At 43.6% G+C, this 25,124-nt stretch carries 19 protein-coding genes; 12 read left to right on the forward strand and 7 right to left on the reverse strand.

Going from position 1 to position 25,124, the window contains the following annotated elements; translation table 11 throughout:
* Positions 1-161 precede the first annotated feature (161 nt).
* Positions 162-1,553, reverse strand: coding sequence for an adenylosuccinate lyase (gene purB / locus QL886_RS05045; RefSeq protein ID WP_290177850.1), 1,392 nt, complete (start codon positions 1,551-1,553; stop codon positions 162-164).
* Positions 1,554-1,865: 312 nt separating this feature from the next.
* On the opposite strand from purB, the gene QL886_RS05050 reads away from it, so the two are divergent.
* Together QL886_RS05050 and QL886_RS05055 are read left to right on the forward strand one after the other, a co-directional pair.
* Positions 1,866-2,261: a hypothetical protein gene (locus QL886_RS05050; RefSeq protein WP_075106140.1), complete on the forward strand. Its 396-nt coding sequence runs from the start codon at positions 1,866-1,868 to the stop codon at positions 2,259-2,261.
* A gap of 157 nt (positions 2,262-2,418) precedes the next feature.
* Positions 2,419-3,261 (forward strand): hypothetical protein, encoded by an 843-nt coding sequence (locus tag QL886_RS05055; RefSeq protein WP_075106141.1) that lies wholly within the window; start codon positions 2,419-2,421, stop codon positions 3,259-3,261.
* An 11-nt stretch (positions 3,262-3,272) separates the two neighbouring features.
* Here QL886_RS05055 and mnmA read toward each other — a convergent pair whose 3' ends face one another.
* Positions 3,273-4,499 carry a tRNA 2-thiouridine(34) synthase MnmA gene (mnmA, locus tag QL886_RS05060; RefSeq protein ID WP_290177851.1) on the reverse strand — a complete coding sequence of 409 codons (1,227 nt, stop codon included), beginning with the start codon at positions 4,497-4,499 and terminating at the stop codon, positions 3,273-3,275.
* Positions 4,500-4,759: 260 nt separating this feature from the next.
* Here mnmA and ispF point away from each other — a divergent pair, with 260 nt between their 5' ends.
* From ispF to QL886_RS05085, 5 genes are all read left to right on the forward strand, one after another.
* Complete coding sequence (gene ispF / locus QL886_RS05065) at positions 4,760-5,263, forward strand: 2-C-methyl-D-erythritol 2,4-cyclodiphosphate synthase (protein WP_290177852.1); 504 nt, start codon at positions 4,760-4,762, stop codon at positions 5,261-5,263.
* Positions 5,264-5,380: 117 nt separating this feature from the next.
* Positions 5,381-5,731 (forward strand): Grx4 family monothiol glutaredoxin, encoded by a 351-nt coding sequence (gene grxD / locus QL886_RS05070; protein ID WP_201600586.1) that lies wholly within the window; start codon positions 5,381-5,383, stop codon positions 5,729-5,731.
* A 266-nt stretch (positions 5,732-5,997) separates the two neighbouring features.
* Positions 5,998-6,534, forward strand: a complete 537-nt coding sequence (locus QL886_RS05075) for a hypothetical protein (RefSeq protein WP_290177853.1) — start codon at positions 5,998-6,000, stop codon at positions 6,532-6,534.
* A gap of 270 nt (positions 6,535-6,804) precedes the next feature.
* The gene (gene mnmG, locus QL886_RS05080) at positions 6,805-8,700 is read left to right on the forward strand and encodes a tRNA uridine-5-carboxymethylaminomethyl(34) synthesis enzyme MnmG (protein WP_290177854.1); all 1,896 of its coding nucleotides are present in this window, start codon (positions 6,805-6,807) and stop codon (positions 8,698-8,700) included.
* Between the two features lie 239 nt (positions 8,701-8,939).
* Complete coding sequence (locus tag QL886_RS05085) at positions 8,940-9,899, forward strand: AEC family transporter (protein ID WP_101204815.1); 960 nt, start codon at positions 8,940-8,942, stop codon at positions 9,897-9,899.
* 110 nt (positions 9,900-10,009) lie between these two features.
* On the opposite strand, the gene QL886_RS05090 is transcribed toward QL886_RS05085, so the two are convergent.
* The 5 genes from QL886_RS05090 to katG form a co-directional block, all read right to left on the reverse strand.
* A complete protein-coding gene (locus QL886_RS05090) occupies positions 10,010-10,174 on the reverse strand; it encodes a hypothetical protein (protein ID WP_160021934.1) in 165 nt (54 codons plus the stop codon).
* A gap of 48 nt (positions 10,175-10,222) precedes the next feature.
* Positions 10,223-11,224 (reverse strand): LLM class flavin-dependent oxidoreductase, encoded by a 1,002-nt coding sequence (locus QL886_RS05095; RefSeq protein ID WP_290177855.1) that lies wholly within the window; start codon positions 11,222-11,224, stop codon positions 10,223-10,225.
* A 347-nt stretch (positions 11,225-11,571) separates the two neighbouring features.
* Positions 11,572-14,055 carry a glucose/quinate/shikimate family membrane-bound PQQ-dependent dehydrogenase gene (locus QL886_RS05100; protein ID WP_290177856.1) on the reverse strand — a complete coding sequence of 828 codons (2,484 nt, stop codon included), beginning with the start codon at positions 14,053-14,055 and terminating at the stop codon, positions 11,572-11,574.
* Between the two features lie 204 nt (positions 14,056-14,259).
* Positions 14,260-15,189 (reverse strand): LysR substrate-binding domain-containing protein, encoded by a 930-nt coding sequence (locus QL886_RS05105; RefSeq protein WP_290177857.1) that lies wholly within the window; start codon positions 15,187-15,189, stop codon positions 14,260-14,262.
* Between the two features lie 379 nt (positions 15,190-15,568).
* On the reverse strand, positions 15,569-17,752 hold the full coding sequence (gene katG / locus QL886_RS05110; RefSeq protein WP_290177915.1) for a catalase/peroxidase HPI: 2,184 nt from the start codon (positions 17,750-17,752) through the stop codon (positions 15,569-15,571).
* Between the two features lie 783 nt (positions 17,753-18,535).
* On the opposite strand from katG, the gene QL886_RS05115 reads away from it, so the two are divergent.
* From QL886_RS05115 to QL886_RS05135, 5 genes are all read left to right on the forward strand, one after another.
* Positions 18,536-20,452, forward strand: a complete 1,917-nt coding sequence (locus QL886_RS05115; protein ID WP_290177858.1) for an MFS transporter — start codon at positions 18,536-18,538, stop codon at positions 20,450-20,452.
* A gap of 50 nt (positions 20,453-20,502) precedes the next feature.
* Complete coding sequence (gene prmC / locus QL886_RS05120; RefSeq protein WP_290177859.1) at positions 20,503-21,375, forward strand: peptide chain release factor N(5)-glutamine methyltransferase; 873 nt, start codon at positions 20,503-20,505, stop codon at positions 21,373-21,375.
* A 41-nt stretch (positions 21,376-21,416) separates the two neighbouring features.
* Complete coding sequence (locus QL886_RS05125; protein WP_290177860.1) at positions 21,417-22,226, forward strand: HesA/MoeB/ThiF family protein; 810 nt, start codon at positions 21,417-21,419, stop codon at positions 22,224-22,226.
* A 170-nt stretch (positions 22,227-22,396) separates the two neighbouring features.
* The gene (locus QL886_RS05130) at positions 22,397-23,740 is read left to right on the forward strand and encodes an AarF/ABC1/UbiB kinase family protein (RefSeq protein ID WP_290177861.1); all 1,344 of its coding nucleotides are present in this window, start codon (positions 22,397-22,399) and stop codon (positions 23,738-23,740) included.
* Positions 23,741-23,866: 126 nt separating this feature from the next.
* Entirely contained in the window at positions 23,867-25,123 is a 1,257-nt protein-coding gene (locus tag QL886_RS05135) for a YbfB/YjiJ family MFS transporter (protein ID WP_290177862.1), read from the forward strand.
* The last annotated feature ends 1 nt before the right edge of the window (position 25,124 follow it).

The raw sequence follows: 25,124 nt of genomic DNA on the forward strand, positions 1-25,124 counted from the left end.
CAATCATAGCGTTCAAAGTAAGGTTACTATTTATTCAGATAATAGCTATTAAGATAACAACTGAATAAGATAAAAGTGCTATCAAGTAGGAGCGAGTAAATAATACTAGGCGCTCCTACCTTTCTAGTCCGATCTTATTATCAGTATGCCCTTATCAGTTATTAAAGCTTGGCAATCCATTCTTTAATAGCGCGTGCTTGCTCAGCGGCATTACCGATATAAGTAGCAGGCGTCAATGCACGTAGACGTTCTTTATCCGCATCACTAACTGCCGATAGCTCATCGCTTTCGACGAACGTTAGCATGGCTTCACGAGTCATGGCATTACCACGAGTCAAGGCTTTTAGTTTTTCATACGGGTTTTCAACACGGTAGCGACGCATGACCGTTTGAATCGGCTCTGCCAACACTTCTTGCGCTTGATTCAAGTCATCATTTAAACGCTGTGCATTTAGCTCAAGTTTCCCCACGCCTTTTAGGCAAGCATCAAACGCAATCATGCTCTGTGCTAGACCAACACCGATATTACGCAACACCGTTGAGTCCGACAGGTCACGCTGCATACGTGAAATTGGTAACTTCTCACCCAAATGTGCCAACATAGCATTGGCAACGCCTAAGTTACCTTCAGAGTTTTCAAAGTCAATTGGATTCACTTTATGTGGCATAGTAGAAGAACCAACTTCACCGTCTTTTAGACGTTGTTTGAAATAGCCTAAGCTAATGTATTGCCAAATATCACGGTTGAAATCGATCAAGATTGTGTTGAAGCGCTTAACAGCATCAAACAACTCAGCGATATAGTCGTGTGGCTCAATTTGAGTCGTGTAAGGGTTAAATGTTAGCTCTAGACGCTGATTGATAAATGATTCAGCATGAGTCTGCCAGTCGACGTCAGGATACGCTGAAAAATGCGCATTATAGTTACCAACAGCGCCATTGATTTTACCTAACAGTTCTACTTGATTGATTTGCTTGATTTGACGAGCTAGGCGGTAGGCCACGTTTGCCATCTCTTTACCCAATGTCGTTGGACTGGCTGTCTGACCATGTGTACGTGATAGCATTGGCTGATCAGCGTGAGCAATAGATAAATCAACGATACTGTCAGTCACTTGCTGCATTTTTGTAACGACTAGCTCGCGGCTGTCTTTGAGCATCAATGCATACGATAGGTTATTGATGTCTTCACTGGTACAGGCAAAGTGAATAAACTCAAGTGAGTCAATCAAGGCATCCTGACCACGGAACTTGTCTTTGATAAAGTACTCAACCGCTTTTACATCATGATTGGTCGTCGCTTCGATGTCTTTGATAGCTTGAGCATCTGCTTCGCTAAAGTCATCAACGATTGCATTCAAAAAAGCGTTGGTCTGGTCATCAAATGCTGCTAATTCACCAATTGCGCTGTTGTCAGCTAAAGACTGCAACCAGCGAATCTCTACCGTAACGCGGGCTTTGATTAGACCAAATTCAGATAAATAAGGACGTAAGCTATCAGCTTTGCTGGCATAACGGCCATCGATTGGGGAGAGTGCGGTAAGTGGGGTCATGATATCGCCTTTGAGTGAACAGAAAGTGAATGAATGCTTACTACAGTAGTAAATTTTGGTGGCGCAATTATAGCAAAAACTGATAAAAAAAGTGAATGTTTACCCTATTTCGCGTTTATTGTTGGGAATAAAAAGGTAAGGCTAAAGGACAAACAGGACATTATTGATATTGCTAGAGGAATAATAATAATGTGATATACATATTTTTTATAAAAACCAATAATTTATATTTGTAACGGTATTGTTTTTCTAATGTAAAAGTGATTTAATGTTTCTTTTGTCGTCAATAGTTTACTAAATGGAAGTCAAAGTATGAATAAGTTCGTTAGCGTTCTAGTGTTAGGCTCGGCATTGGCGCTTAGCGCTTGCGGCGGTGATAGTGATAGCAGTGGTTCATATGGATCTTCTGAGCCTGTTCAGTTTCAAGGCTTATCAAATTGTGCAATCAGTGGCAATACCATTACAGTCAATGAGATTGGTAGAGGTTGTTTAGTTAAGAAATCTAATATCAACAATGGTAAGAAATTCTCATTAAGCTGTCAGATTGTAGGTACGCCACCTCGTGGCTATGCAAACTTTAGTATCATAACTACGAAAGATGGTGATGGTGATGAGATTAAGCGCGATATAGAAAGTGCTAATGGTAAATATGATTATGTTTGTAAACCTATGAGCAGTCAGTTTCCAACGAGTGGGCTCTCTGGTTAAAACAGGTGTTTTAAAATAAAAAAGCCGTTTTTATTAAAGATAAAAATGGCTTTTTTCATAAAAAATGAAAACATCTTAAAAGTAAAGGCTGTCCATATTAATAGCGCTTATTGAACCAAACTCTATTACTCAAGTATCTTATCTCTAGAATATAACTATGAAAGACAAAACTTTATTTTTCTCATCCATCCTTATTTCTTTTATCCTTGGTAGTCTAGGCACTTACTTATTGATGACTAAGCAACAGATGGATCAAGTTATGCAGGGCAGGCAGCAGCCTATATCATCGCTGCAAGATAATACTGATTCAGGGTTTGAGAAAAAAGAAAGTATGGTACCTGTAGAATTGCAAGCGCTTGAACATCAAAATGGTAGCAATATACCAGCGATAGGATCGCAACCAGTAGGTTCTATGCATGATTACTCAGAAGAACAAGCGATGGATATTGTCAATAAAATGCCAGACTATATGTTGGAACAATATATTGATAAATTCATGACTCAAGGTGCAGGTGAGGCGCTCTCTGATAAACGTCAATTTGCGCAGCGTGCAGTTGAGGAATTGTACAAAAAAAATGACAATCAGCCACTCGTTGGTGATGTTAAGTTGTCACTAACGCCTGTGATGCCATCGGTATCCATGGATACCTCAACAATAGAAAAAAATGCCACTATATTTGCGCATCTTGATACCGCAGGCAAAGTGCCAGCCAGTCCTTTTGTGTTTGTGAAATGGGTCAATAATCAGACAGGACAAGTATTACTGTTTGAGAAAAAAGATATTGTTGCTAACAGCAATCAAAATTGGGTTAGCTTTAAGCCAGACGATGGCTGGCTTAAAGGCAGTTATGACATTCGTTTTTATCAATTTACATCAGAGCTGCAGCCTGTTGCGCAGCTGACTTATCAAATATATACAGTTGATGATACTAATTCAAATACAGACGAGGGTATGACAAGCAGTACAGTAACGGTTACTACTTCCGCTGTCAAAAACTAAATTAATCCTCTCTAAAATCCACATGGTGCATCAATAGATTCAATCACACCGCCGCCTAAGCATACCTCGTCGATATAAAATACCGCTGACTGACCAGGGGTGACAGCGCGCTGCGGCTCATCAAATACCACACGCACTTCACTGCCATCAGCATTGGTCGCAAACACGCGACACGCTTGATCTGGCTGGCGATAGCGAGACTTTGCCATACAGGCGAGGCCTTCGTCACTAAACACCTCTATAGGCGGTAGGCCATCAGTCCAATCGAGCTTATACGCTTTTAGCTCATTGCTCATGAGCATTGGGTGTTCATGTCCTTGACCAACGATTAAGCGGTTTTTGTCCAAGTCTTTTGCCAATACAAACCACGGTGCCTCTACACGGTCTTTGACACCGCCAATACCGATGCCACCGCGCTGACCCAATGTGTAATACATGAGGCCATCATGCGTACCGATGACTTTATTATCATCAGTAAGTATCTCGCCTTTTTGGGCAGGCAGATATTGCTGTAAGAAGTCTTTAAAACGGCGCTCACCAATAAAACAAATACCTGTAGAATCTTTCTTTTTAGCCGTCGCTAGGTCATGCTCTTCAGCAATCTGACGTACCACTGGCTTTTCGAGCTCACCAACTGGGAACAGTGTTTTGGCGATTTTGTCACCGCCAACCGCATGCAAGAAATAGCTTTGATCTTTATTGTTATCAAGTCCGCGTAAGAGCTGCGCAACCTCGTCACCTTCGGCATTGGTATAGTTCACACTGCGGCGCGTATAGTGACCTGTCGCGATATAATCTGCACCAAGGGTCAACGCATAGTCCAAAAACGCCTTAAACTTAATTTCTTTGTTGCACAAGATATCAGGGTTTGGGGTGCGTCCTGCTTTATATTCTGCCAAAAAGTGCTCGAATACGCGATCCCAGTATTCCATAGCAAAGTTGGCCGTGTGCAGCTTCATACCGATTTTGTCACATACGGCTTGCGCGTCTGCTAAATCATCCATCGCCGTACAGTATTCGGTGCCGTCATCTTCTTCCCAGTTCTTCATAAACAAGCCTTCGACCTTGAAGCCTGCCTGCTGAAGTAATACGGCTGATACAGAAGAATCGACCCCACCTGACATACCGACGATCACATGCTTGGTGCTAGGATTTTCGACATCAGCAAGTGTTAAAGGGCGATGAGCATTAAAAGACTCAGAAACGGTTGTGCTTGAAGTATATTGTATGGCTGACATAAAACGGCTCAACTATTTATACGTTATCCAAAGTACATGCCGACGCCAAGTGTTATGCAATCACTACAATACGTAGTTTCAGCACAGCAACGTCAGCTTGTCTTTTGGATCTGGTATTATGATAAAATAAACATCATATTATACCAGTTAATTGAAACTGGTGGCGACCGATGGTGTCTGGCTACTAGTAAAACCGCTTTGAAAATTCAGATAGTGGTTTTGAATTATTTTAATCACCTTTAACTCATCTTGGAATAATAATGATAAAAATTGGTCAAGGTATCGATGTTCATGCTTTTCATAATAATGGTCAGCAGCAACAATATGTCATTCTAGCAGGCGTACCGATTGAGCATTCTCATAGTTTGCTCGCACACTCTGATGGGGATGTGGTTTTACATGCATTGGCTGATGCGCTTCTTGGTGCATTGGCGCTTGGTGATATCGGACAGCATTTTCCCGATACCGATGCGGCACATGCAGGACTGGATTCAAGGATTTTGCTGCGCTATGTTTATAGTAAAGTGCAAGAGGCTGGTTATAGCCTAGGCAACGCTGATATTACGGTGATGTGTGAGCGTCCAAAGTTAGCGCCGCATAATCTAGCCATGCGCGCTAATATCGCTAGTGACCTGCAAACAGATATTAGCAATATCAGTGTGAAAGCCACCACGACTGAAAAATTGGGATTTACGGGTCGTCAAGAGGGCATCATGGCCAATGCCGTGGTATTATTAGTCCCTAATGCTATCGAACCTATATAGATAGAAATTCGTGCTTGTAATACAGCGGCAGTCGCCCCATGTATCAGCCACGTCTTTATACAATTATTTTTATATAAATAATCATTTTAATGAACCGCTTTATCAATAGGAGCTTTTATGAGTGAGCAAACCCCAAACACTGCTGCAAACGACGTTGAACAATTGATCCGTGATCAAATCCGTGACAATAAAGTTATTATCTACATGAAAGGCACACCGCAATTTCCGCAGTGTGGCTTTTCTGCGCGCTCTATCGAAGTGTTGACTCAGATTGGTCGTCCATTTGCGTTTGTAAACATTTTAGAAAACCCAGAAATTCGTGCAACGTTACCAAAGGTTGCTAATTGGCCAACGTTCCCACAATTATGGATTGATGGCGAGTTGATGGGTGGATCAGACATCATCTTGCAAATGTATCAATCAGGTGAGCTAAAGCCATTGATCGAAGCAAACAGTCCAGCTGCTTAATACTTGAAAATGTGAATTGGATGTCTTTAACGTCCAATTAGCCTTTATAAGGTACAAGCACAGCAAACCCAAATGGTCATTAATGGCTGTTTGGGTTTTTTTATTGTTGCTATTAGTGTCACTAATACCCTATCTATTCTTGTCCCTATTATTATTTCCACGCGCGTATGTCATTAGGCTTCGTTGTTTTTATGGGATTTACCCCCATATATTGTCCAAGATACCAGCGATATAAATAATAATTATCAGATGAATAAGAGAGCTTTATGAATAACCAAACCAGTGAACAGTTAAATGAACAAAGAGAAGCGGCTGAGCAGGCAGCGATTGAAAAGCGCCGTGAACGTTTAAAAAATGAATCCACACGTATCATTGAGATTGCTAGTAATGAGTCAAACTCAGCACTCAAGTGTATTCATCAGCTGAGTGTGGCGGGCGGGGCAACTGAAGCGACGTATATCGCTATTGAACAGCGCATTGTTGTGGACCAAGATCCGGCAGGTGCTTATCATTTGGCATTGCTGGCTCAAAACACGCCAGATTTGCCAATCGATGCTCGTCAGCTTATCGAATTGGTAGTCAACAAGGGTGATAACCACCAGCGCTTGGCCTTGCTTAAAAACTTACCATTACCGCCAGTTGAGCTCATCAAAGAGCAGATTTTGGCGAGTGATGATGGTGAGGCGATCGGGCAAATGAATGCCTATCTACAGATCAATCCAGAAGGGTATGGTAGCCATCATATGCTGTCTAGTGGTCAGTCAGATCAAATTGTACCGCTGAGCCCCGGCAATAATAACTAAAATGATAGTTAAAATAGTCATTAGTAAGGCAACAACTAGTAAGACAGTAACTAGAGTAGAGAACTTTTCGCTTAATTTTAATAGTTTTTGTTCTAACGTTTTTTAAGTATCAAAAAATTGTTATAATGATAGGTTATTCAACCAATTATGAACGACTTATCTGAGTCGTTATCTTTTTTATAAATACGACTGACGTTTATTTGCTGACTATTTTCTTATTTGAACATAAGATATGGCAATCAGCAGCGTTATGAGTCAAGTGAGGCACACATGCAATACCCAAAACATTACGACGTGATAGTGATCGGCGGTGGTCATGCTGGTACAGAAGCTGCTCTGGCAGCTGCACGTATGGGCGCACAGACCTTATTGTTGACGCATAATATTGAGACGCTCGGACAGATGAGTTGTAATCCTGCGATTGGTGGTATCGGTAAATCGCATTTAGTGCGTGAGATTGATGCGTTAGGCGGTGCAATGGCGCTGGCGACAGATAAAGCAGGTATCCAGTTTCGTGTACTAAACAGCCGTAAAGGAGCTGCCGTTCGTGCCACGCGCGCGCAAGCAGATCGTATTCTTTATAAAGCAGCTATCCGTCATACGTTAGAAAACCAGCCAAACCTAGATATATTCCAGCAAGCCGCTGATGATATCTTGGTTGAAAACGGTCGTGCGACGGCTGTTGTGACTTCTACAGGTATTGTCTTTAAGACCGAAACAGTGGTATTGACCTCAGGAACTTTCTTGGGCGGTGTCATTCATATTGGTTTAGAGAATTCAAATGGTGGCCGTGCAGGTGATCAGCCTTCTATCAAGTTGGCAGATCGTTTACGTGAGCTTAAGCTACCAGTCGGTCGTCTAAAGACAGGTACGCCAGCGCGTATCGATGCACGTAGCGTTGATTTCAGTGTGATGACAGTACAGCCGGGTGATACGCCATTGCCAGTGATGAGTTATATGGGTGACGTCTCCATGCATCCTGAGCAGGTCAATTGCTATATTACGCATACCAATGCGCGCACTCATGACATCATCCGCGAAAACCTTGATCGTTCACCGATGTTCTCTGGAAAAATCGAAGGCGTAGGCCCGCGCTATTGTCCATCGATTGAAGATAAGATTCATCGTTTTGCGGATAAAGACAGCCATCAGATCTTTATTGAGCCAGAAGGCTTGACCACGCATGAGCTATATCCGAACGGTATCTCAACGAGCTTGCCATTTGATGTGCAGTTAGACTTCATTCACAGTATGAAAGGCTTAGAGAACGCTCATATTACTCGTCCCGGCTATGCCATCGAGTATGATTACTTTGATCCGCAAAATCTCAAGCCAACGCTTGAGACCAAATCGATTGATCGCTTGTATTTTGCTGGTCAAATCAATGGTACAACTGGCTATGAAGAAGCGGGCGTGCAGGGTTTGCTAGCAGGTACCAATGCGGCATTGGTGACGACCAATAACAGTGAGTTTGAAACGTGGACTCCGCGCCGCGATGAAGCGTATCTTGGTGTACTTGTGGATGACTTGATTACTCACGGTACGACCGAGCCATACCGCATGTTTACGAGCCGCGCAGAGTATCGTTTGCTCTTACGTGAAGACAACGCCGATCAGCGTTTGACTGAGACGGGTCGTAAATTAGGATTGGTAGATGATGTACGCTGGCAGGCCTACCAAGAGAAAATGGAAGCCATTTCGACAGAAACGTCACGCTTAAAAGACATGTGGGCCACGCCTGCTAATGCTTTAGGTAAGCAAGTGACCGAGCAAACAGGTGAAGTGCTGTCTAAAGAGTCGACTGCCTTTGATTTGCTAAAGCGTCCGCAAATACATTTTGCTGATATCGCAGCTATCACTGACTCAACCGTTGATGCACAAGTGGGCGAGCAGATAGAGATTTCTGTCAAATACGCCGGCTATATCGATCGTCAACAAGAAGATATCGATCAAATGAAGCGTTTAGAAAACACGGTGCTGCCGCTAGATTTTGATTATAGTATCGTGTCAGGACTATCGAATGAGATAGTACAGAAACTTACGCAAGTTCGTCCTGCGACGCTAGCTCAAGCGGGACGCGTAAGCGGTGTAACCCCTGCTGCCATTCAGTTGTTGGCGATGACGGTTAAAAAGCATAAAAAAGCAAAAGCTGCATTGGACTCATAATAGCTATGCAATAAAGCCTTTTATAATAAAGCACTTATAGTATAAAAAGCCCGTAACGATATTTCGTTACGGGCTTTTGTTTGTCAAAAAAATGATCGATTTTGAAAGAAAATCATATGTAACCTTGTCCTACTTGCTACTTTGTCTCTATACTAGGTCAGTAAATTTTCTTACTACTTGTTAATTTGTATCGCTGATGTCCATATATTGATGGGCTTGTCACCGAACTGAGTCTACTTATGATTGATGCTATTGTTTTTGCTATTACCATTGTCTTACCCAACCTTGCCTTAATGTGGTTGGGTTTTTTTATGCAACGACGCGGTGAGGCAAGCCAAACTTTTATCGATCAGGCATCAAGTTTTGTCTTTAATTATTGCTTGCCGTGTTTATTGTTTTTTAGCGTGGTCGATAGCGACGTCGATTATGGTAAGCAAATTACGCTTATCCTTGTTGGTATCTTGGTGACGTTTATATTATTTATTGGCGCAGAGTTTTACGCCAAACGCTTCGTCAAGCGTCCTGAAGACCAAGGCGTGTTTGTACAAGGCGTATTCCGTAGCAACATGGCCATCATTGGCCTTGCAACCGTGGCCAACGCTTACGGCGCACAAGGATTAAGTATCGGTGCTGTCTATATGGGCGTGGTGACGATACTGTTTAATATTTTGGCGGTCATTACCTTGAGCCGCGTATCCAAAAGCGTGGATGACACATGGATTAGTCGCGGTACAATGATTGTGAAAAAGTTACTGACCAATCCTCTAATTTTGGCATTGGTTGGCGCATTCGTCTACAAAGCACTACCATTACCACCGCTTACTGGGGTGATTCATACCACTGGCGACTTATTAGCAGCGGTGGCTCTGCCGCTAGCACTAATCTGTGCAGGTGCTAGTATTAACCTAAAGTCTATGTTGCATCCTTCTGGCTTATCCATGCAAGCAAGCATTGGGCGAATTGTCATTGCACCATTGATTGCTATCGCTGTTGGGCTCGGGTTCGGGTTGTCAGGGGTGCATATGGGGGTGTTGTTTTTGATGGTGGCATCACCAACAGCTGCAGCCAGCTATGTCATGGCAAAAGCAATGGGTGGCAATGATGTATTGGCGGCTAATATTTTGGCATTTACCACTGTTGTCGGCATGTTCGGTATGGCGATTGGGGCAGCGACGTTACGTGCGCTTGGATTGATGTAATGCAGATTTTGTACTATTTTTAAATAAGTAAGTACTTTCGCTTTATCTAACTTTGATAGCCTTAAAAAAGCCCTCTTTTCAAATAAGAAAAGAGGGCTTTTTGTATTAATCTAGCGTTCACTATTACGCTTGTCTTCACGGCGCTGCTTGCGCTTTGGGCTAGTACGGTAGGTCAAATAACCACCGATAGCCATAACTGCAAGAAAGGCAATGATATACATAAATATTGATGAGCCAATCATGAGCGATGCACCGATAATGGGAGTTGCTTCCATGTCAAAAATCCAGTTAAGGTTCATCAATAATTATGCAAGTGTCTCATTTCATTGTAAAGTAAATAAGTTTAGCTCCGGTGTAAGTTCAAGTGAACGGATACGGGCAGCTTGGTCATATATATTGGCCGTCACAATTAGCTCATCTGGCTGATAGGTTGCCAAAAACGCAGCGAGTCTTGGTTTGACCGTGTCAACAGAGCCAATGAATGATACTGACAATGCGTTATCTACCATCATTTTCTCTGCTTGACTCCAGATACTGTCCATGTCGTGAGTAGGCTTAGGCATTTGACCTGTTTCGCCACGACGCAGACGTACAAAGCTCTGCTGTGCTGAGGTAAAGTGATATTGAGCGGTCGCATCATCATCAGCCAGCAATAAGTTTGCAGCCAACATGACATAAGGCTTATCTAGATAGACAGACGGTTTGAACTGTTCACGGTAAGCCTCAATTGCTTGCCCAAGCATTTGTGGGGCAAAGTGAGAAGCAAACACATAAGGCAGTCCTAAATGTGCAGCCAAAGTCGCACCAAATAGAGAAGAGCCTAATATCCAAATCGGTATGCCTGATTTTGCACCAGGGAATGCCTGTACAGGACTGCCATCTGTATCATTACCTAGGAAATACATCAGCTCTTGCACATCTTGTGGAAAGCGTTCTGCATCTTTCATTTGTCGACGAAGTGCCTGAAACGTCGCACCATCAGTACCAGGTGCACGGCCTAGACCTAAGTCTACACGGTCACCATATAATGCCTGCAAAGTACCAAACTGCTCAGCAATCACGAGAGGGGCATGGTTCGGCAGCATAACGCCGCCAGCACCAATACGGATACGGTCGGTTTGACTACCAATATGCGATAGTAGTACTGAAGTAGCTGCACTGGCAATACCGGGCATATTGTGATGCTCTGCCATCCAGTAGCGGTTTAAGCCTGATTTTTCTGCTTGCTGTGCGGTTTCGACCGTTTGGGCGATGCCTTCAACGATGGTTTTGCCTTGAGGTACAGGCGCAAGATCTAGAAAAGATAAAGGGATTTTATTACTCATAAATGTTCCAGTAGTGTGTAAATTATTTTCTACTGATATGCTTATATACAGTGGTAGTTTCAAGTGCCGCTAGTCACTGTTAATGAATCATAACAAAGTCAGCTAACTCTGTTTTTAAGCTCGCTTAACAATTATTAAGGTGTATTTATAAAGGTTGTCGTTGGTCAAAATAAGCGATAAATAAACCGTAAGTAAGGTCATAAAAGGATTTAGCAGCATTATACTATGGCATTAAAAAAAGATGGCATTAAAAAAAGCAGGCAACCTAAGTTACCTGCTTCTCTAATTATTCGATTATAAGATAATGATAAATTAAATAATCATTATCTTAAGAACCAAATGTAACACTATTTGTCTTGGTCGCTAAGTTTGTAAGCTAAGACATAATCACCAATGGTTGTTCCAACTGAGCCATGACCACCTGCGACCAATACGACCATTTGCTCACCTTTAGAGTTCAAGTAAGTCATTGGCGTGGCTTGACCACCTGCTGGAATACGGACATTCCATAGCACGTCGCCATTTTTCAAGTCATAAGCTCGGAAGTTGTTTTCTGTTGCTGCTGACAAGAACGCGACGCCGCCTTTAGTGATGATAGGTCCACCGATACCAGGTACGCCCAATTCCAGTTTGATAGGAATAGGAGACAAGTCTTGTACCGTACCATTTTTGCGTTGATAAGCGATATCACCTGTGGCTAGATCAGCACCAGCAATCGTGCCCCATGGTGGCTGCTGACAAGGTACGCCTAATGGTGACAAGAAGGGACCCAATTCTACTGCGTAATCTGCACCTTCATTGGCATTGACGCCTTGCTCGCCTTTATTGGTCTCTGCATCGCCCAACGTATCTCTAGGAATGAGTTTTGAGGTAAATGCTAAGTAAGTCGGCATACCGAACATCACGCCATTCTCAGGATCGACTGCGATACCGCCCCAGTTAAAGGTACCAAAGTTACCAGGATAGACCAAGCTACCATTGGTTGATGGTGGGGTATAGCGACCATCATAGTTGAGCTGATTGAACTCAATACGGCACATCATTTGATCAACGAGACTGGCACCCCACATGTCTTTTTCAGTCAGTGGTTCAGGCTCAAAGCTCAAGCCAGAATAAGGCTGAGTTGGCGCTGCGTGCTCTCCCGCTATGAGATAGCCTTGCGGTGCAGGACGCTCCTTAATCGGTACAATAGGCTCACCCGTTGCGCGGTTCAAGACGTATACATCACCTTGTTTGGTTGGTACAACTAGCGCAGGCTGTACACCATCGGCCGTATCTAGATCAAGTAAGGTCGGCTGAGCAGGTGTATCCATGTCCCAAAGGTCATGATGGACAAACTGCTGAACCCAACGTGCTTCACCAGTCTCGATATCTAGAGCGACAACAGACGTTGCATATTTTTCTTCAGCGGCATTTCGATAACTACCTAGCTGATCAGGTGTGCGGTTACCCATAGGGAAGTAGGCCAATCCAAGCTCTTCATCGGCAGTAGCGACTGACCATGAATTTGGTGAGCTGGTCTTATAAGTTTGGGTTGGATCATTGACATCGAAAGGCGCTGTATTATCAGGATCGCCTGAGTCCCAGTTCCAAAGAAGCTCACCAGTATTGACATCATACGCACGGATCACACCAGAAGGCGAGTTGACGTCATAGTTATCATTGACAGCACCAGCGACGATGATGGTATCACCCGCGATGACTGGTGGTGACGTCGAGTAATAGTAACCTGCTTGATTGAACGGCATGTTGTGCATCAAATCTAATGCACCATCATCCCCAAAGTCTTGGCAGCGTTGCCCAGTATTTGGATCGAGTGCATATAGTTTCGCATCAGAAGTTGGGATAAATATCTTGGCATCGCATTGCTTAGATGCGTTTTCAAAGGTATTACCAGCAATTTTTTGTACTTGCACAGGACTGGTTGCTTGACCAGCATAGTAAGACACACCGCGACAGGTTTGATGCTGGCGTTGTAAGTTTTCCTCTACTTGAGGATCAAACTTCCACAGCGTCTCACCAGAGTCGGCATCTAGCGCTAGTACCCAGTTATGAGGGGTACATAGGTATAAACCGTTGCCGATTTTTAATGGTGTTGCCTGATAAGTGGTCTCACCGACATCGTTAGGACCTTTGACATCACCTGTTTGGATTTGCCATGCTAGCTCTAAATCTTTGACATTATCGGTATTGATTTTATCGAGAGGTGAGTAGCGCTGCCCATAATCAGTACGACCATACGCGCTCCATTCGCCATCTGGTGTTTGCTGACCGTTTGATAACGGATCACCAAGGTTGGCTGACGTCTCATCTGAGCTGACGTTTTGCTCGTCATCATTTGCAGCAGTCAAATCAAGCTCACCGAGTTTGTCGGTGGCATTGTTGGCTAGACTACCAAAAGAGAGCAGTGCACCTACGGCCACGCTTACGAGCAGTCCCCAATAATACAGAGGGCTTTTCTTAACGTTGTTTGTGGTTGATGTATTAGATGCAGCATTTGCGTTTACTCGAGTTTTAGGACCACGCATCTTGTTGGATACCCATGGCAGTAACATGAGCAAACCAAATATAAGCGGGAAGCCAACTCGAGGTGCTAGCGCCCACCAATAAAACCCAGATTCCCAAAGTGCCCAAGCCATGGTTGCTACGATAAATAGCGCATATAACCCGTAAGCACTCCAGTGTTTTTTGAACAATAAAAAAGCTGTCGTTAGTATAATAACGCCAGCAATAAGGTAGTAAGGACTACCGCCTAAGGACAATAAATAAGCGCCGCCAATGAGTAGAGGGGCGGCAAAAATTGCCATAATGATCGCTACGAATTTTTCCATGAGCGGTATCACCTGTTTACAAAAGAGCAAGTTAATATGTATTGATATTTAGTCGCAAATCAATTTCATTCGACCAAATATCAATACAAGTGTGAATAATATATAAAAGAAACATTGAATAACGTTCTAGAATCTATTTTATCATCCACAGCTCAGTCTAGTAAGGGTGAGCAAGTCTGAGATACTTTATTTAACAAATGCTCATTAATTTGCAAATTGCTTTTGACATAGCTCCATGAAAGCGCGACCATATTGACGGATTTCTGCGTCATCACGTACTGCCATCCAACTGGTAAAGCGCCCAAAATGATCGACGGGTATGGCAGTCAGGTTTTGATAATGGCTTGGCTCAAAGGCCATTTCTGCGATAATACCAATACCTAGGCCCAGACCGACATAGGTGCTGATTACATCGGCATCGAGCGCCGCTAGTACGATATCCGGCTCCAGTCCTGCTTCATCAAACGTCTTGTCAATCGCGCCGCGTCCCGTAAAACCACCGTGATAAGTCACAATCGGATAGCTGGCAAGCGTGGGCAGGTCAATATACTCTTGGCTAGCCAGTTCGTGATCACTTGGTACGATAACGCGATGCGTCCAGTCATAGTAACGATAGCATCTAAGATAATTATTATGCAGCAAGGACTCAGTGGCAATACCGATATCGGCTTGACCACGGATGACCATCTGAGCGATGGTCTCAGGATCTGCCTGTTGCAAAATCAAATTTACTTTTGGGAAACGATCTTTGAATTCTTTAACCACTTGCGGCAGTACATAACGCGCTTGAGTGTGGGTGGTGGCAATCGTCAACGTACCGATATTAGGATTATTAAAGTCTAAACTTAGGTTTTCAATGGTACGAATTTCAGCAAAGATAGACTCGATATGCGGCATGAGCGCTGTGCCCATAGTGGTCAGTCCCGTCAGGCGTTTGCCTTGGCGCACGAATACTTCTGTCTTTAACTGATTTTCTAGTGCAGCAATATGCTTTGATAAGCTTGATTGACTGGTATGTAGCACGGTCGCCGCTTGGCTTAAGTTATAACCGTTAATCACCGTATGCCATACTGTTTCTAGCTGTTTGAGCTGAATCTGCAAATGCCGTTGGTTGACCACTACGTCGATTGCCATAACTTAATCCTATTGTATAAATATACAAACCTCGTCTGTATATGAAAGTAAAAATGTCTGAACATACAGTAATAAAGTAGTGTAAAACAAAGCTATTATTCTTGTATATAATAAATAGCTATCAATTTATGATAATTATGAATATAGAATTTGTATTTTGCAATGCTAAAAAATTATTTGTTCAGTAAACGCTGTTTAGTCAGTAAGCGTTGTTTATCCAGAGAAGCCATTTGACCTAACAATTCATAAAGAGCAGTCACTATTAAGCATAAAAAACTAAGCATAAAAAAACAGCTACCTTCTAAAAGATAGCTGTTCGTTAGTTATAAAGTTATTTATTACTATTAATTAGTCGGTATTGACCAATTTCAAACTCAGCCTATTTGGCAATATCAAAGCGATCTGCATTCATAACCTTGTTCCAAGCGCGGACGAAGTCACGAACGAATTTCTCTAAGTTATCATCCTGCGCGTATAGCTCAGCATAAGCACGTAATATAGAGTTAGAGCCAAATACCAAGTCTACACGGCTCGCTTGCCATTTGACATTTCCTGTACCACGCTCACGTACTTCGTAGCTATTAGCAGTGTTGTCGGCTGCTTTTACAGGGTGCCATGTGTAGTTCATGTCCGTTAAATTGACAAAGAAGTCGTTGGTAAGCACGCCAGCACGTTCAGTAAAGACGCCATGTTGGCTCTGACCGTGGTTGGTATCAAGCACTCGCATACCACCAAGCAATACAACCATCTCAGGTGCTGTCAATCCCATTAGCTGCGTACGATCAAGCAGCATCTCTTCCGGTGATACCGCATAGTCGCCCTGAATCCAGTTACGATAACCATCATGTAGCGGCTCTAAATCAGCGAAAGATTCAGCGTCAGTCATTTCAGCGTCAGCATCACCGCGACCTGGATTAAACGGTACAGTAATATCTACGCCTGCATCGTTTGCTGCTTGTTCAATCGCAGCGTTACCAGCCAACACAATGAGATCTGCTAAGCTAACGTCTTTCTCAAAGCCAGACTGAATGCTTGTCAATGTCTCAAGTACACGCTGTAATTGTTCTGGCTCATTGCCTGCCCAGTCTTTTTGTGGAGCTAAACGGATACGTGCACCGTTGGCACCGCCGCGATAGTCGGAAGCGCGGAAGGTACGAGCGCTGTCCCATGCTGTAATGATCAACTCACGACGACTAATGTCACTGTCTAAAATCTGTGCTTTTAGCGTTGCAATATCATCAGCAGTCAAGTCCGTATTACCTGTAGGAATAGGGTCTTGCCATACAAAGTCTTCGCTCGGTACGTCGGCACCTAAGTAACGAGACTTCGGTCCCAAATCACGGTGAGTCAGTTTGAACCACGCTCTAGCGAATACTTCATCAAAGTACTCTGGGTTGTTATGGAACTTTTCTGAAATCTCACGATAGATAGGATCTTTAATCATCGCCATATCAGCATCAGTCATGATTGGGTTGCGGCGTACACTTGGATCATTCGCATCTAACGGACGATCTTCTTCCTTAATGTCGACAGGTTCCCACTGCCACGCACCAGCTGGACTCTTAGTCAACGCCCATTCATGGTTGAACAACAAATCAAAGTACTCATAGTTCCACTCAGTTGGATTCGTGGTCCAGGCGCCCTCGATACCACTTGAAACGGTATCACCTGCATTACCACGGCCCTTAGGGTTGCGCCAGCCTAGGCCTTGCTCTTTGATATCAGCGGCTTCTGGCTCGTCTTCTAGTATCGTCGCGTCACCATTACCGTGACACTTACCAACCGTGTGACCACCAGCGGTTAGAGCAACGGTCTCTTCGTCATTCATCGACATACGACCAAACGTCGTACGGATGTCTTGTGCGGTTTTGATTGGGTCAGGATTGCCATCAACACCTTCTGGGTTGACATAGATCAACCCCATTTGCACAGCAGCTAAAGGATTTTCTAATGATTCGCGCTCTTCATCACTGTCGTAACGGTTTTTGGTAGCAGCTAGCCATTCGCGCTCAGAACCCCAATAGATGTCTTTTTCTGGATGCCAGATATCAGCACGACCACCAGCAAAACCTAGAGTTTTAAAACCCATAGACTCATAAGCCATGTTACCTGCCAAAATCATCAAATCAGCCCAAGACAATTTATTGCCGTATTTTTTCTTGATTGGCCACAATAGACGACGTGCTTTATCAAGGTTGACGTTATCTGGCCAGCTGTTCAATGGTGCAAAGCGTTGGTTGCCAGTATTAGAACCGCCGCGACCATCAGAACGACGATACGTACCAGCTGAATGCCATGCCATACGAATCATCAAACCACCATAGTGTCCCCAATCCGCTGGCCACCATTCTTGCGACTCAGTCATTAGGTTTTTTAAGTCAGTCTTGACCGCTTCTAGATCTAGCTGTTTAAAAGCTTTAGCATAGTCAAAGTCTTCACCCATTGGGTCAGTCTTTTTGTCTTGCTGATGCAATATGTCTAAGTTTAGAGCATTTGGCCACCAATCTGTCGCAGCAGAAGCAGTGGTAGTGTGCGCTTGATGCATAACAGGGCAGCCACCCATGCTAGGACGCTGAGGCTCGTGCGAGTTATCAACGTTTTCACTATGGATCGTTGGGCCTTGACCGTCACCCTGATCGTAGGTTGTGTTGGTAGGCGCATTATTATTGTTGTTTTCGTGATCTACAGGACAACGAGCAGCATCTGGGGCAGTGTTTTTGCCAGTGGTGTTATTGGTTGAGTCGGACATGGTATAACTCCTAGGCTATGATAATCGAAAGAACAAACCGTGAATCTCGGTAGTCGTTGTTTATGTACAAAGCATAGCTAAGCTGAGTATATTTATAAAACTAATATATAAGAATTATAAGTTTTAAATTACAAATCATAAAATGCTTGATGTTTTGTTTATCTAAATCTTTATTAACGCCCTTGCTTATCATCGCCAGTTAAGAGTAAAGCAATAGATTGCACTCAACCAATAAAGCCTGCGTCAATTTTACTACTATCTTTATATTACCTATAAATAATGTCATTGTCAGATATCTTTCAAAATAGAAATTAGCAATAAAAAAGAGAGCTAAGATAACCTTGGTAAAACACTGCGGTTTTTTGCGTTACTATTAAGAAATATAAGCGATTGCACATGGCCTGCAATCGCTAAGTTAATGCAAAAACATCTAGTCAAGATAAAGGTTCTCAAGTACCATAACTGGATTTTGTTGTAATCATAATATTGGTGCAACGTAGAGCAATTTTTATCGATCCTTTTGTCGATAACTGATTCTAAAGATTGATAAAAATTGTGCGCGGTTGTGTTCTTTGTCTGAATTGTTGGTGAGTTATTATGTCTGCTGTCAAATCTGTACCGCCCAATCAACCAATTGCCAAAAAATCATGGGGCGAGGCTACAAAAGCTTATCTCGATCCTCGTGTCATTATTATGCTGTTTTTGGGGTTCTCAGCGGGTATACCTATTCTGCTGATTTTCTCAAGTCTGTCGCTATGGCTGAGAGAAGCAGGCATTGATCGTAGTGTCGTCACTATGTTCAGTTGGGCGGCCCTAGGGTATTCGTTCAAATTTATTTGGGCGCCATTGATTGATGCGCTTCCTGTGCCGTTTTTGACCAAGTGGCTAGGGCGTCGTCGTAGTTGGATGGTGGTATCACAGCTGCTTATCGTGCTGGCGATCTTTTTGATGGCAAGGGTAAATCCTGTTAGCGAAGATGTCTTGGTTTATATGGCAGGCGCGGCCGTGTTGCTTGGGTTCTCTTCTGCGACGCAAGATATCGTGATTGATGCGTACCGTATTGAGCTTGCGCCGCCGTCTATGCAGTCTATCTTGTCCTCTATCTATGTGTCAGGCTACCGCATCGGTATGATTGTCGCAGGGGCAGGCGCGTTATATTTGGCTGATTATTTCGGCTCAAATGAGACGTTTTATAGTTATGAAGCATGGCGCAATACCTATTACATCATGGCAGGAGTCATGACGTTAGGGGTATTAACGACGTTTGCCAGTTATGAGCCAACCGCTGAGACCCTGCAAAGTAAAAAGCAGAAGGGTAACTTAAAAGTATTCCTAATTTATTCTGCGTTACTGCTTATCCCAGGTCTGCTGTTTGGTGTTATTTACCTGATTAATATTTTGATCAATACATTATTTGATAGCACAGTGGCTTTGATACCGTTAATGGTAATGCCAGCGATTAAGTTTTACTTTTTAGCATTGGTCGCGTGCGCACCATTGTTATTGCTGTACTTTATTATTAATCAACCAAAAATCATTAACAAAGCCCCGTTGGTCGCTGAAACTCGTGAAGACTACGTCAGACTGGTAGCGTTGTTTGTATTTTCAGTGATTGCCTTTATCGCTGCTTATATATTGATGGGACAAGTCTTACCAGAGTTCGAAGGCGCGTTTTCTAGTTTCTTTGTAGAAACCTTGCACTTGTTAGTAAGCCTAGGCGCGGCAATGGCAGCAGGTTATGCACTAGTACAAGTAGGACTGGTGAAAAAAGAAGTGGCCATGGCAACATGGATCGAGCCTGTTTTAGACTTTTTCCGACGTTATGGCAAAAAAGCCTTGCTACTCTTAGCCTTGATTGGTCTATACCGTATCTCAGATATCGTCGCAGGCGTGATCTCCAACGTCTTTTATCAAGACATGGGCTTTAGCAAAACTGATATCGCCAATGCCGTAAAACTGGTCGGTGTGATTATGGCAATTGCAGGTGGCTTCTTGGGCGGGATTTTGGCTCAGCGTTTCCGTATCATGCATGCCATGATGATTGGTGCGATTTTAGCGTGTGCGACCAACCTGTTGTTTGTGGTATTGACATATAACCCAGGTAGCCTGCCACTCATGTATATGGCAGTGATATTTGATAACTTGGCTGCGGGCCTTGCGAGTGCTGTATTCATCGCTTTCTTATCAGCACTAACCTCGATTCGCTTTACTGCTGTACAGTATGCGATTTTTTCCTCACTGATGACGCTGATACCCAAAGTGATGGGTGGTTATTCTGGTGCTATCGTCGATAATATGGGTTATCCATTTTTCTTCATCTTTACCTTTGCTATTGGTATTCCAATTCTGGCATTGATTTACTTTGTCGATAGACATATTGTCATTGGTGATAACGATGATATTTATGGCGATGACAATAATGATGGCAGCGGTGGTAACGGGATAGGTGACAAACTGAGCAAAACCAATCCTAACCTGACCGATACCAAAGAGCCGCCACGCGCATCAGAGTAGGCTAAGCAGCATTGTACCTTTATCCATTCACTGTTTTTTGAGAGCTATCTATGACCGTATCAACCATTCGTCAAATCAAGCAGCAAATTGGACAACTGACGAATGGTGAGTCAGATAATCAGTTACCGTCATTTTGGTTCACGGATTGGTTGTTGCATGTCATTGACCAGCCTGCGATAGCATTGATGACTGATGAAGATTATCAGCTAACTGATAGTGAGGTCGCACGTTTCAACGATGGTGTGAATAAGATGCAGAAAGGCATACCGCTTGCGTACCTGACTGGGCAGCAGGAGTTTTGGTCGATGAGCTTTAAGGTAAACGAGCATACTTTGATTCCTAGGCCTGATACCGAGGTATTGGTCGAGCAAGTACTGAACTGGATAAACGCTCAGCCAAGGCAACTTAGTAATAAGCGATTGTTAGATTTAGGGACAGGGTCAGGTTGTATCGCTATTAGTCTTGCTCATGAACTCAAGCAAGCTAACTGGCAAATCGTGGCGGTTGATTTATCGTCAGAGGCGCTTAAAGTGGCTCAGCACAATGCTATGAGCAATAATGTTGCCAATGTTGATTTTGTCCAAAGCAGTTGGTATCAAGCGTTACCTACTAACGATGAGCCGCAGTTTGACGTGATTGTGTCAAACCCTCCGTACATTGACGAGACAGACGAGCATTTGGCCCATCTAACAGCTGAACCGATTAGTGCGCTCAGTGCACCCAATCAGGGTTTGGCTGATATCGAGCATATCGTCCAGCAAGCGACGACATATCTATGTACAGGTGGGTTATTAGCTATTGAACATGGATATGATCAAGGTGATGCTGTTCGCAAGTTGTTTTTGGATAGTGGTTTTGAGTCAGTACATACCGTAAAAGACTACGGTGATAATGATCGCGTTACGCTAGGGCAAGTCCAGTAGATAGTTTTTTGGTAGTAGATTTCTTTGATTATAGGTTGTAGATGAATATGGTAGAAGAGATGGTACAGCTATCGGATGATGAGCTGCTCCGTTATGCTCGGCAAGTTTTATTAGACGGTTGGGATATGGATGCTCAGCTGCGATTAAAGACAGCACGTGTGGTCATAATAGGGGCAGGCGGCCTTGGTTGTCCTGCTTCTGAGACATTGGTGCGTGCTGGGATAGGTTATGTCCATCTGATTGATGATGACGAGATTGAGGCGAGCAATCTACAACGGCAAACGCTGTTTTTGCCAGAAGATGTTGGTCAGTCTAAAGCACTGACCGCAGCGCATATGTTAGCGCGCATCAATCCTTTGATAAAGACTCGCGGCACAGTCGCACGATTAGATGAAGACAACGCTTATGAGTTGCTCGATATGGCAGCAGGCAAGCCTGACTTACTCTTAGACTGTACGGATAATTTTGCCACGCGCGACATCATCAATCGTATTAGTGTACGCTACCAGATTCCGCTGTTATCAGCCTCAGCGATTGCGATGCAAGGGCAGTTAGCACTGTTCGAACCTCAGCTCGATACTGGTTGCTATCATTGCGTGTTTGGCTCAGTGGTGCTTGACGAAGCCGCTGACGAACGTACGTGTGCCAACTCTGGTGTGCTAGCCAGTACCACCGCTGTCATGGGTAATCTACAAGCCAATACTGCACTGCAATATTTAGGATTAACCAAAAATCTACTGACAAACAAGCTGCTCATATGGGATGGTAGTCAGATGCAGCAGCGGCTGATGGGCTATCGAAAAGACTCACAGTGTCCTGTCTGTAGCAGTCCTATAGTCAGCTCTCTATAAATTGGATACGGTGTTAAGCTTGCTTAGTCTACGAGTTGTAGTACTTTCACTTGCCTTCCTTGTATCCAAATTATATCGAACCGACTATAACTGAATAATCTGATTTTAACGCGTGTTTATATTGTATTGCCTATCTTCAAACCTCCTTCTTATTACCATAGTTGTTTTTTATGAAAATTCATCGTCCGCATTTATTAAAGCATACTTTTAATGTCATGAACCGTGTTCGCCAAACAGCGAGTGTGGCAGGTCTGTCTGCGCTAAGAGTGGCAAAAGGTGAGAAACCTGACGCGATGCTACTCAAAGAAACCTTTGAGCAGTTAGGTACGACTTATATCAAAATCGGTCAGTTTATCGCCAGTACACCGTCGCTGTTTCCACGTGATTATGTCAAGGCTTTCCAGAGCTGTTTGGATCAAACCACGCCATTGTCTTATGCTTATATCGAGCAAGTGCTAAGAGAGGAGCTAGCGAATGATGGCAGGACGCTTGATGATACATTTGCGCATATTGACTCAGAGCCATTAGCATCAGCTTCTATCGCTCAGGTGCATGCAGCACGGTTGCACAATGGCGATGAAGTAGTGCTAAAGGTGCAAAAGCCTGGTGTCGAAACCATCATGCAGACCGATTTGGGTGTATTACATGGCGTGACTAAGCTACTTGAAATACTAATGCCATCGATGAAATTTGCTAGCATTGCACCGATTATTGATGAGATTCGCCTGCGTATGCTTGCCGAGACTGACTTTATCGCCGAAGCACAGAACATTCGCGATTTTCAACAGTTCTTAGCGGTATCAGGTAATACTTGTGTCGTTGCACCAACTGTCTATGAAAAGCTGACTACCAAGCGTGTACTAACGATGAGCCGTCTATATGGCGTCTCTATGGTCGATGAGTCGCTCATGCGCCAATACTGTGCCGATCCTGCACAAGTCATGGCAGACACTTTGAACACATGGTTTGCCAGCCTCATGCTGTGTAACAGCTTCCATGCTGATCTACACGCTGGTAATCTAATGCTATTGACTGATGGCCGTATTGGATTTTTGGATTTTGGTATTGTCGGCAAGCTCAAAGCTGAGAGCTGGCGTGCGTGCATGGGCATGATGCAAGCCATGCAAGACAGTGACTATCAAGCCATGGCTCGCCATATGATTGATATGGAAATGACACATGGTGGCAATAAAGTCGATGTGACTGCATTGGGGAATGACTTGCAGCGTATGATGACAACCATCATGGCAGAAGATAAGACCTTTACCAGCGGTGTACCGTTTAATAGTAAAGAACAAGCTGATGAGCTTAATAAAATGATGCTTGAGATTGTTGAAGTTGGTAAACGTCATGGTATTCACTTTCCACGCGATTTTGCTCTATTAACCAAACAGATGTTGTATTTTGATCGGTTTATGCGTACGCTAGCACCTGATATGGATATGTTTAGCGATCAGCGGGTACAAATGCTAGGGCAGGATACAGTAGAGACGCCAACGTTAGACGTATTATAGCTTTTCTAGTACTTTATGCTGGCCTAATATATCTAATAACTTTTCTATTTCTACGTTTATTTATTACTGCTTTTGACTGTCTAACACAAAGGATTGTGTGCTAATTGCCGCAAAAATGGCTCTGTCATGATGACTGCTTTTAAAAGCCGTATGGTCCCGACAATTACCAACGAAGCTGCCATTGCCTGTATTGGTATGTACTGCATGGCAGTCGTCATGGGTTATGGCCGCTTTCTGTTTACCGCCACCTTACCGGATATTATGGTGCAATTGTCGCTATCAACGACGATTGCAGGCTGGTTGGCATCAATCAATTATATCGGTTACTTTATTGGCGCTCTTATCGCCATGTTTGTACCTCAGCGCTCGACATGGCAGGCGATGACACTTTGGACGATTATCAGTGTTGTCACCACGATGTTACTCGTTATACCAAATATGTCGCTCACACTATGGTATTTCATCCGATTAATTGCAGGTATTGCAAGTGGCGTGGCGATGATTCTAAGCTCATCTTTTGTGATTCAAAACCTTAGCCCTGAGCGCCGTTCTGTATTGTCAGCAGTCCATTATGCAGGTATTGGCGTTGGCATTAGCGCCTCTGCCATAGTGACGTGGTGGCTATTAAAACTAGGCTATCACTTCGATGTAATTTGGCTGGTCGCAGGTGTCACCAGTTTGCCGCTTGTATGGCTACTGTATGCGATAAAGCCAAGACAAGTACGGGCTGTTGATTCACAGCAGATTGATGCCAAACAACACGTGTCAGTGCACCAAACCTATTTAAACTTTAAACGCTCCTTATACGAAGCAATTTCTGGACATCATAAAGCGCTTACTTTACTTTTTGTCAGCTACGTACTGGCAGGGTTTGGTTATATTAGCTCAGCAACTTTTTTACCCGTTATGGCAGCACAACGTCTAACAACACAGACGTATGCTGGATTGATGGTTTGGTTGGTCGTTGGTATTTTTGCAATGTTGTCAAACCCCCTATGGGGCGCGCTTGCCAAACGTATCGGTGAGATAAAAACCTTAATGGGGCTGACGGTATTGCAAGCATTTGGTATGTGCTTGCCGATATGGTTTGATGGTGCACTTGGATTGTATGGCAATGCTGCGATTTTGGGATTGACCTTTGTCGGTATGGTATCGATGACACTGACTTTATTTAAAAACATCAATCCTGCCTATTCTAATTTACTGATTGCACTAGCGACGTTAGCTTATGCATTGGGTCAGTTTTTAGGACCCTTGGTAACAGTAGCACTGGCAGGGAAGGATGGCAATTTCAATGCAGGGTTACTTGTCGCTGCTATCGGATTGATGATCGGGTTTGTACTATTGGCATGGTTTCGTCGACAGTCACCAACGACCGTATAGA

The organism is Psychrobacter sp. APC 3281, assembly GCF_030407815.1.
Taxonomy (GTDB): Bacteria; Pseudomonadota; Gammaproteobacteria; order Pseudomonadales; family Moraxellaceae; genus Psychrobacter.

Excerpts from the sequence above, each read along its gene's own strand:
- purB (WP_290177850.1), bottom strand. The coding sequence starts at position 1,553 with ATGACCCCACTTACCGCACTCTCCCCAATCGATGGCCGTTATGCCAGC.
- QL886_RS05050 (WP_075106140.1), top strand. The coding sequence starts at position 1,866 with ATGAATAAGTTCGTTAGCGTTCTAGTGTTAGGCTCGGCATTGGCGCTT.
- QL886_RS05055 (WP_075106141.1), top strand. The coding sequence starts at position 2,419 with ATGAAAGACAAAACTTTATTTTTCTCATCCATCCTTATTTCTTTTATC.
- mnmA (WP_290177851.1), bottom strand. The coding sequence starts at position 4,499 with ATGTCAGCCATACAATATACTTCAAGCACAACCGTTTCTGAGTCTTTT.
- ispF (WP_290177852.1), top strand. The coding sequence starts at position 4,760 with ATGATAAAAATTGGTCAAGGTATCGATGTTCATGCTTTTCATAATAAT.
- grxD (WP_201600586.1), top strand. The coding sequence starts at position 5,381 with ATGAGTGAGCAAACCCCAAACACTGCTGCAAACGACGTTGAACAATTG.
- QL886_RS05075 (WP_290177853.1), top strand. The coding sequence starts at position 5,998 with ATGAATAACCAAACCAGTGAACAGTTAAATGAACAAAGAGAAGCGGCT.
- mnmG (WP_290177854.1), top strand. The coding sequence starts at position 6,805 with ATGCAATACCCAAAACATTACGACGTGATAGTGATCGGCGGTGGTCAT.
- QL886_RS05085 (WP_101204815.1), top strand. The coding sequence starts at position 8,940 with ATGATTGATGCTATTGTTTTTGCTATTACCATTGTCTTACCCAACCTT.
- QL886_RS05090 (WP_160021934.1), bottom strand. The coding sequence starts at position 10,174 with ATGGAAGCAACTCCCATTATCGGTGCATCGCTCATGATTGGCTCATCA.
- QL886_RS05095 (WP_290177855.1), bottom strand. The coding sequence starts at position 11,224 with ATGAGTAATAAAATCCCTTTATCTTTTCTAGATCTTGCGCCTGTACCT.
- QL886_RS05100 (WP_290177856.1), bottom strand. The coding sequence starts at position 14,055 with ATGGAAAAATTCGTAGCGATCATTATGGCAATTTTTGCCGCCCCTCTA.
- QL886_RS05105 (WP_290177857.1), bottom strand. The coding sequence starts at position 15,189 with ATGGCAATCGACGTAGTGGTCAACCAACGGCATTTGCAGATTCAGCTC.
- katG (WP_290177915.1), bottom strand. The coding sequence starts at position 17,752 with ATGGGTGGCTGCCCTGTTATGCATCAAGCGCACACTACCACTGCTTCT.
- QL886_RS05115 (WP_290177858.1), top strand. The coding sequence starts at position 18,536 with ATGTCTGCTGTCAAATCTGTACCGCCCAATCAACCAATTGCCAAAAAA.
- prmC (WP_290177859.1), top strand. The coding sequence starts at position 20,503 with ATGACCGTATCAACCATTCGTCAAATCAAGCAGCAAATTGGACAACTG.
- QL886_RS05125 (WP_290177860.1), top strand. The coding sequence starts at position 21,417 with ATGAATATGGTAGAAGAGATGGTACAGCTATCGGATGATGAGCTGCTC.
- QL886_RS05130 (WP_290177861.1), top strand. The coding sequence starts at position 22,397 with ATGAAAATTCATCGTCCGCATTTATTAAAGCATACTTTTAATGTCATG.
- QL886_RS05135 (WP_290177862.1), top strand. The coding sequence starts at position 23,867 with ATGATGACTGCTTTTAAAAGCCGTATGGTCCCGACAATTACCAACGAA.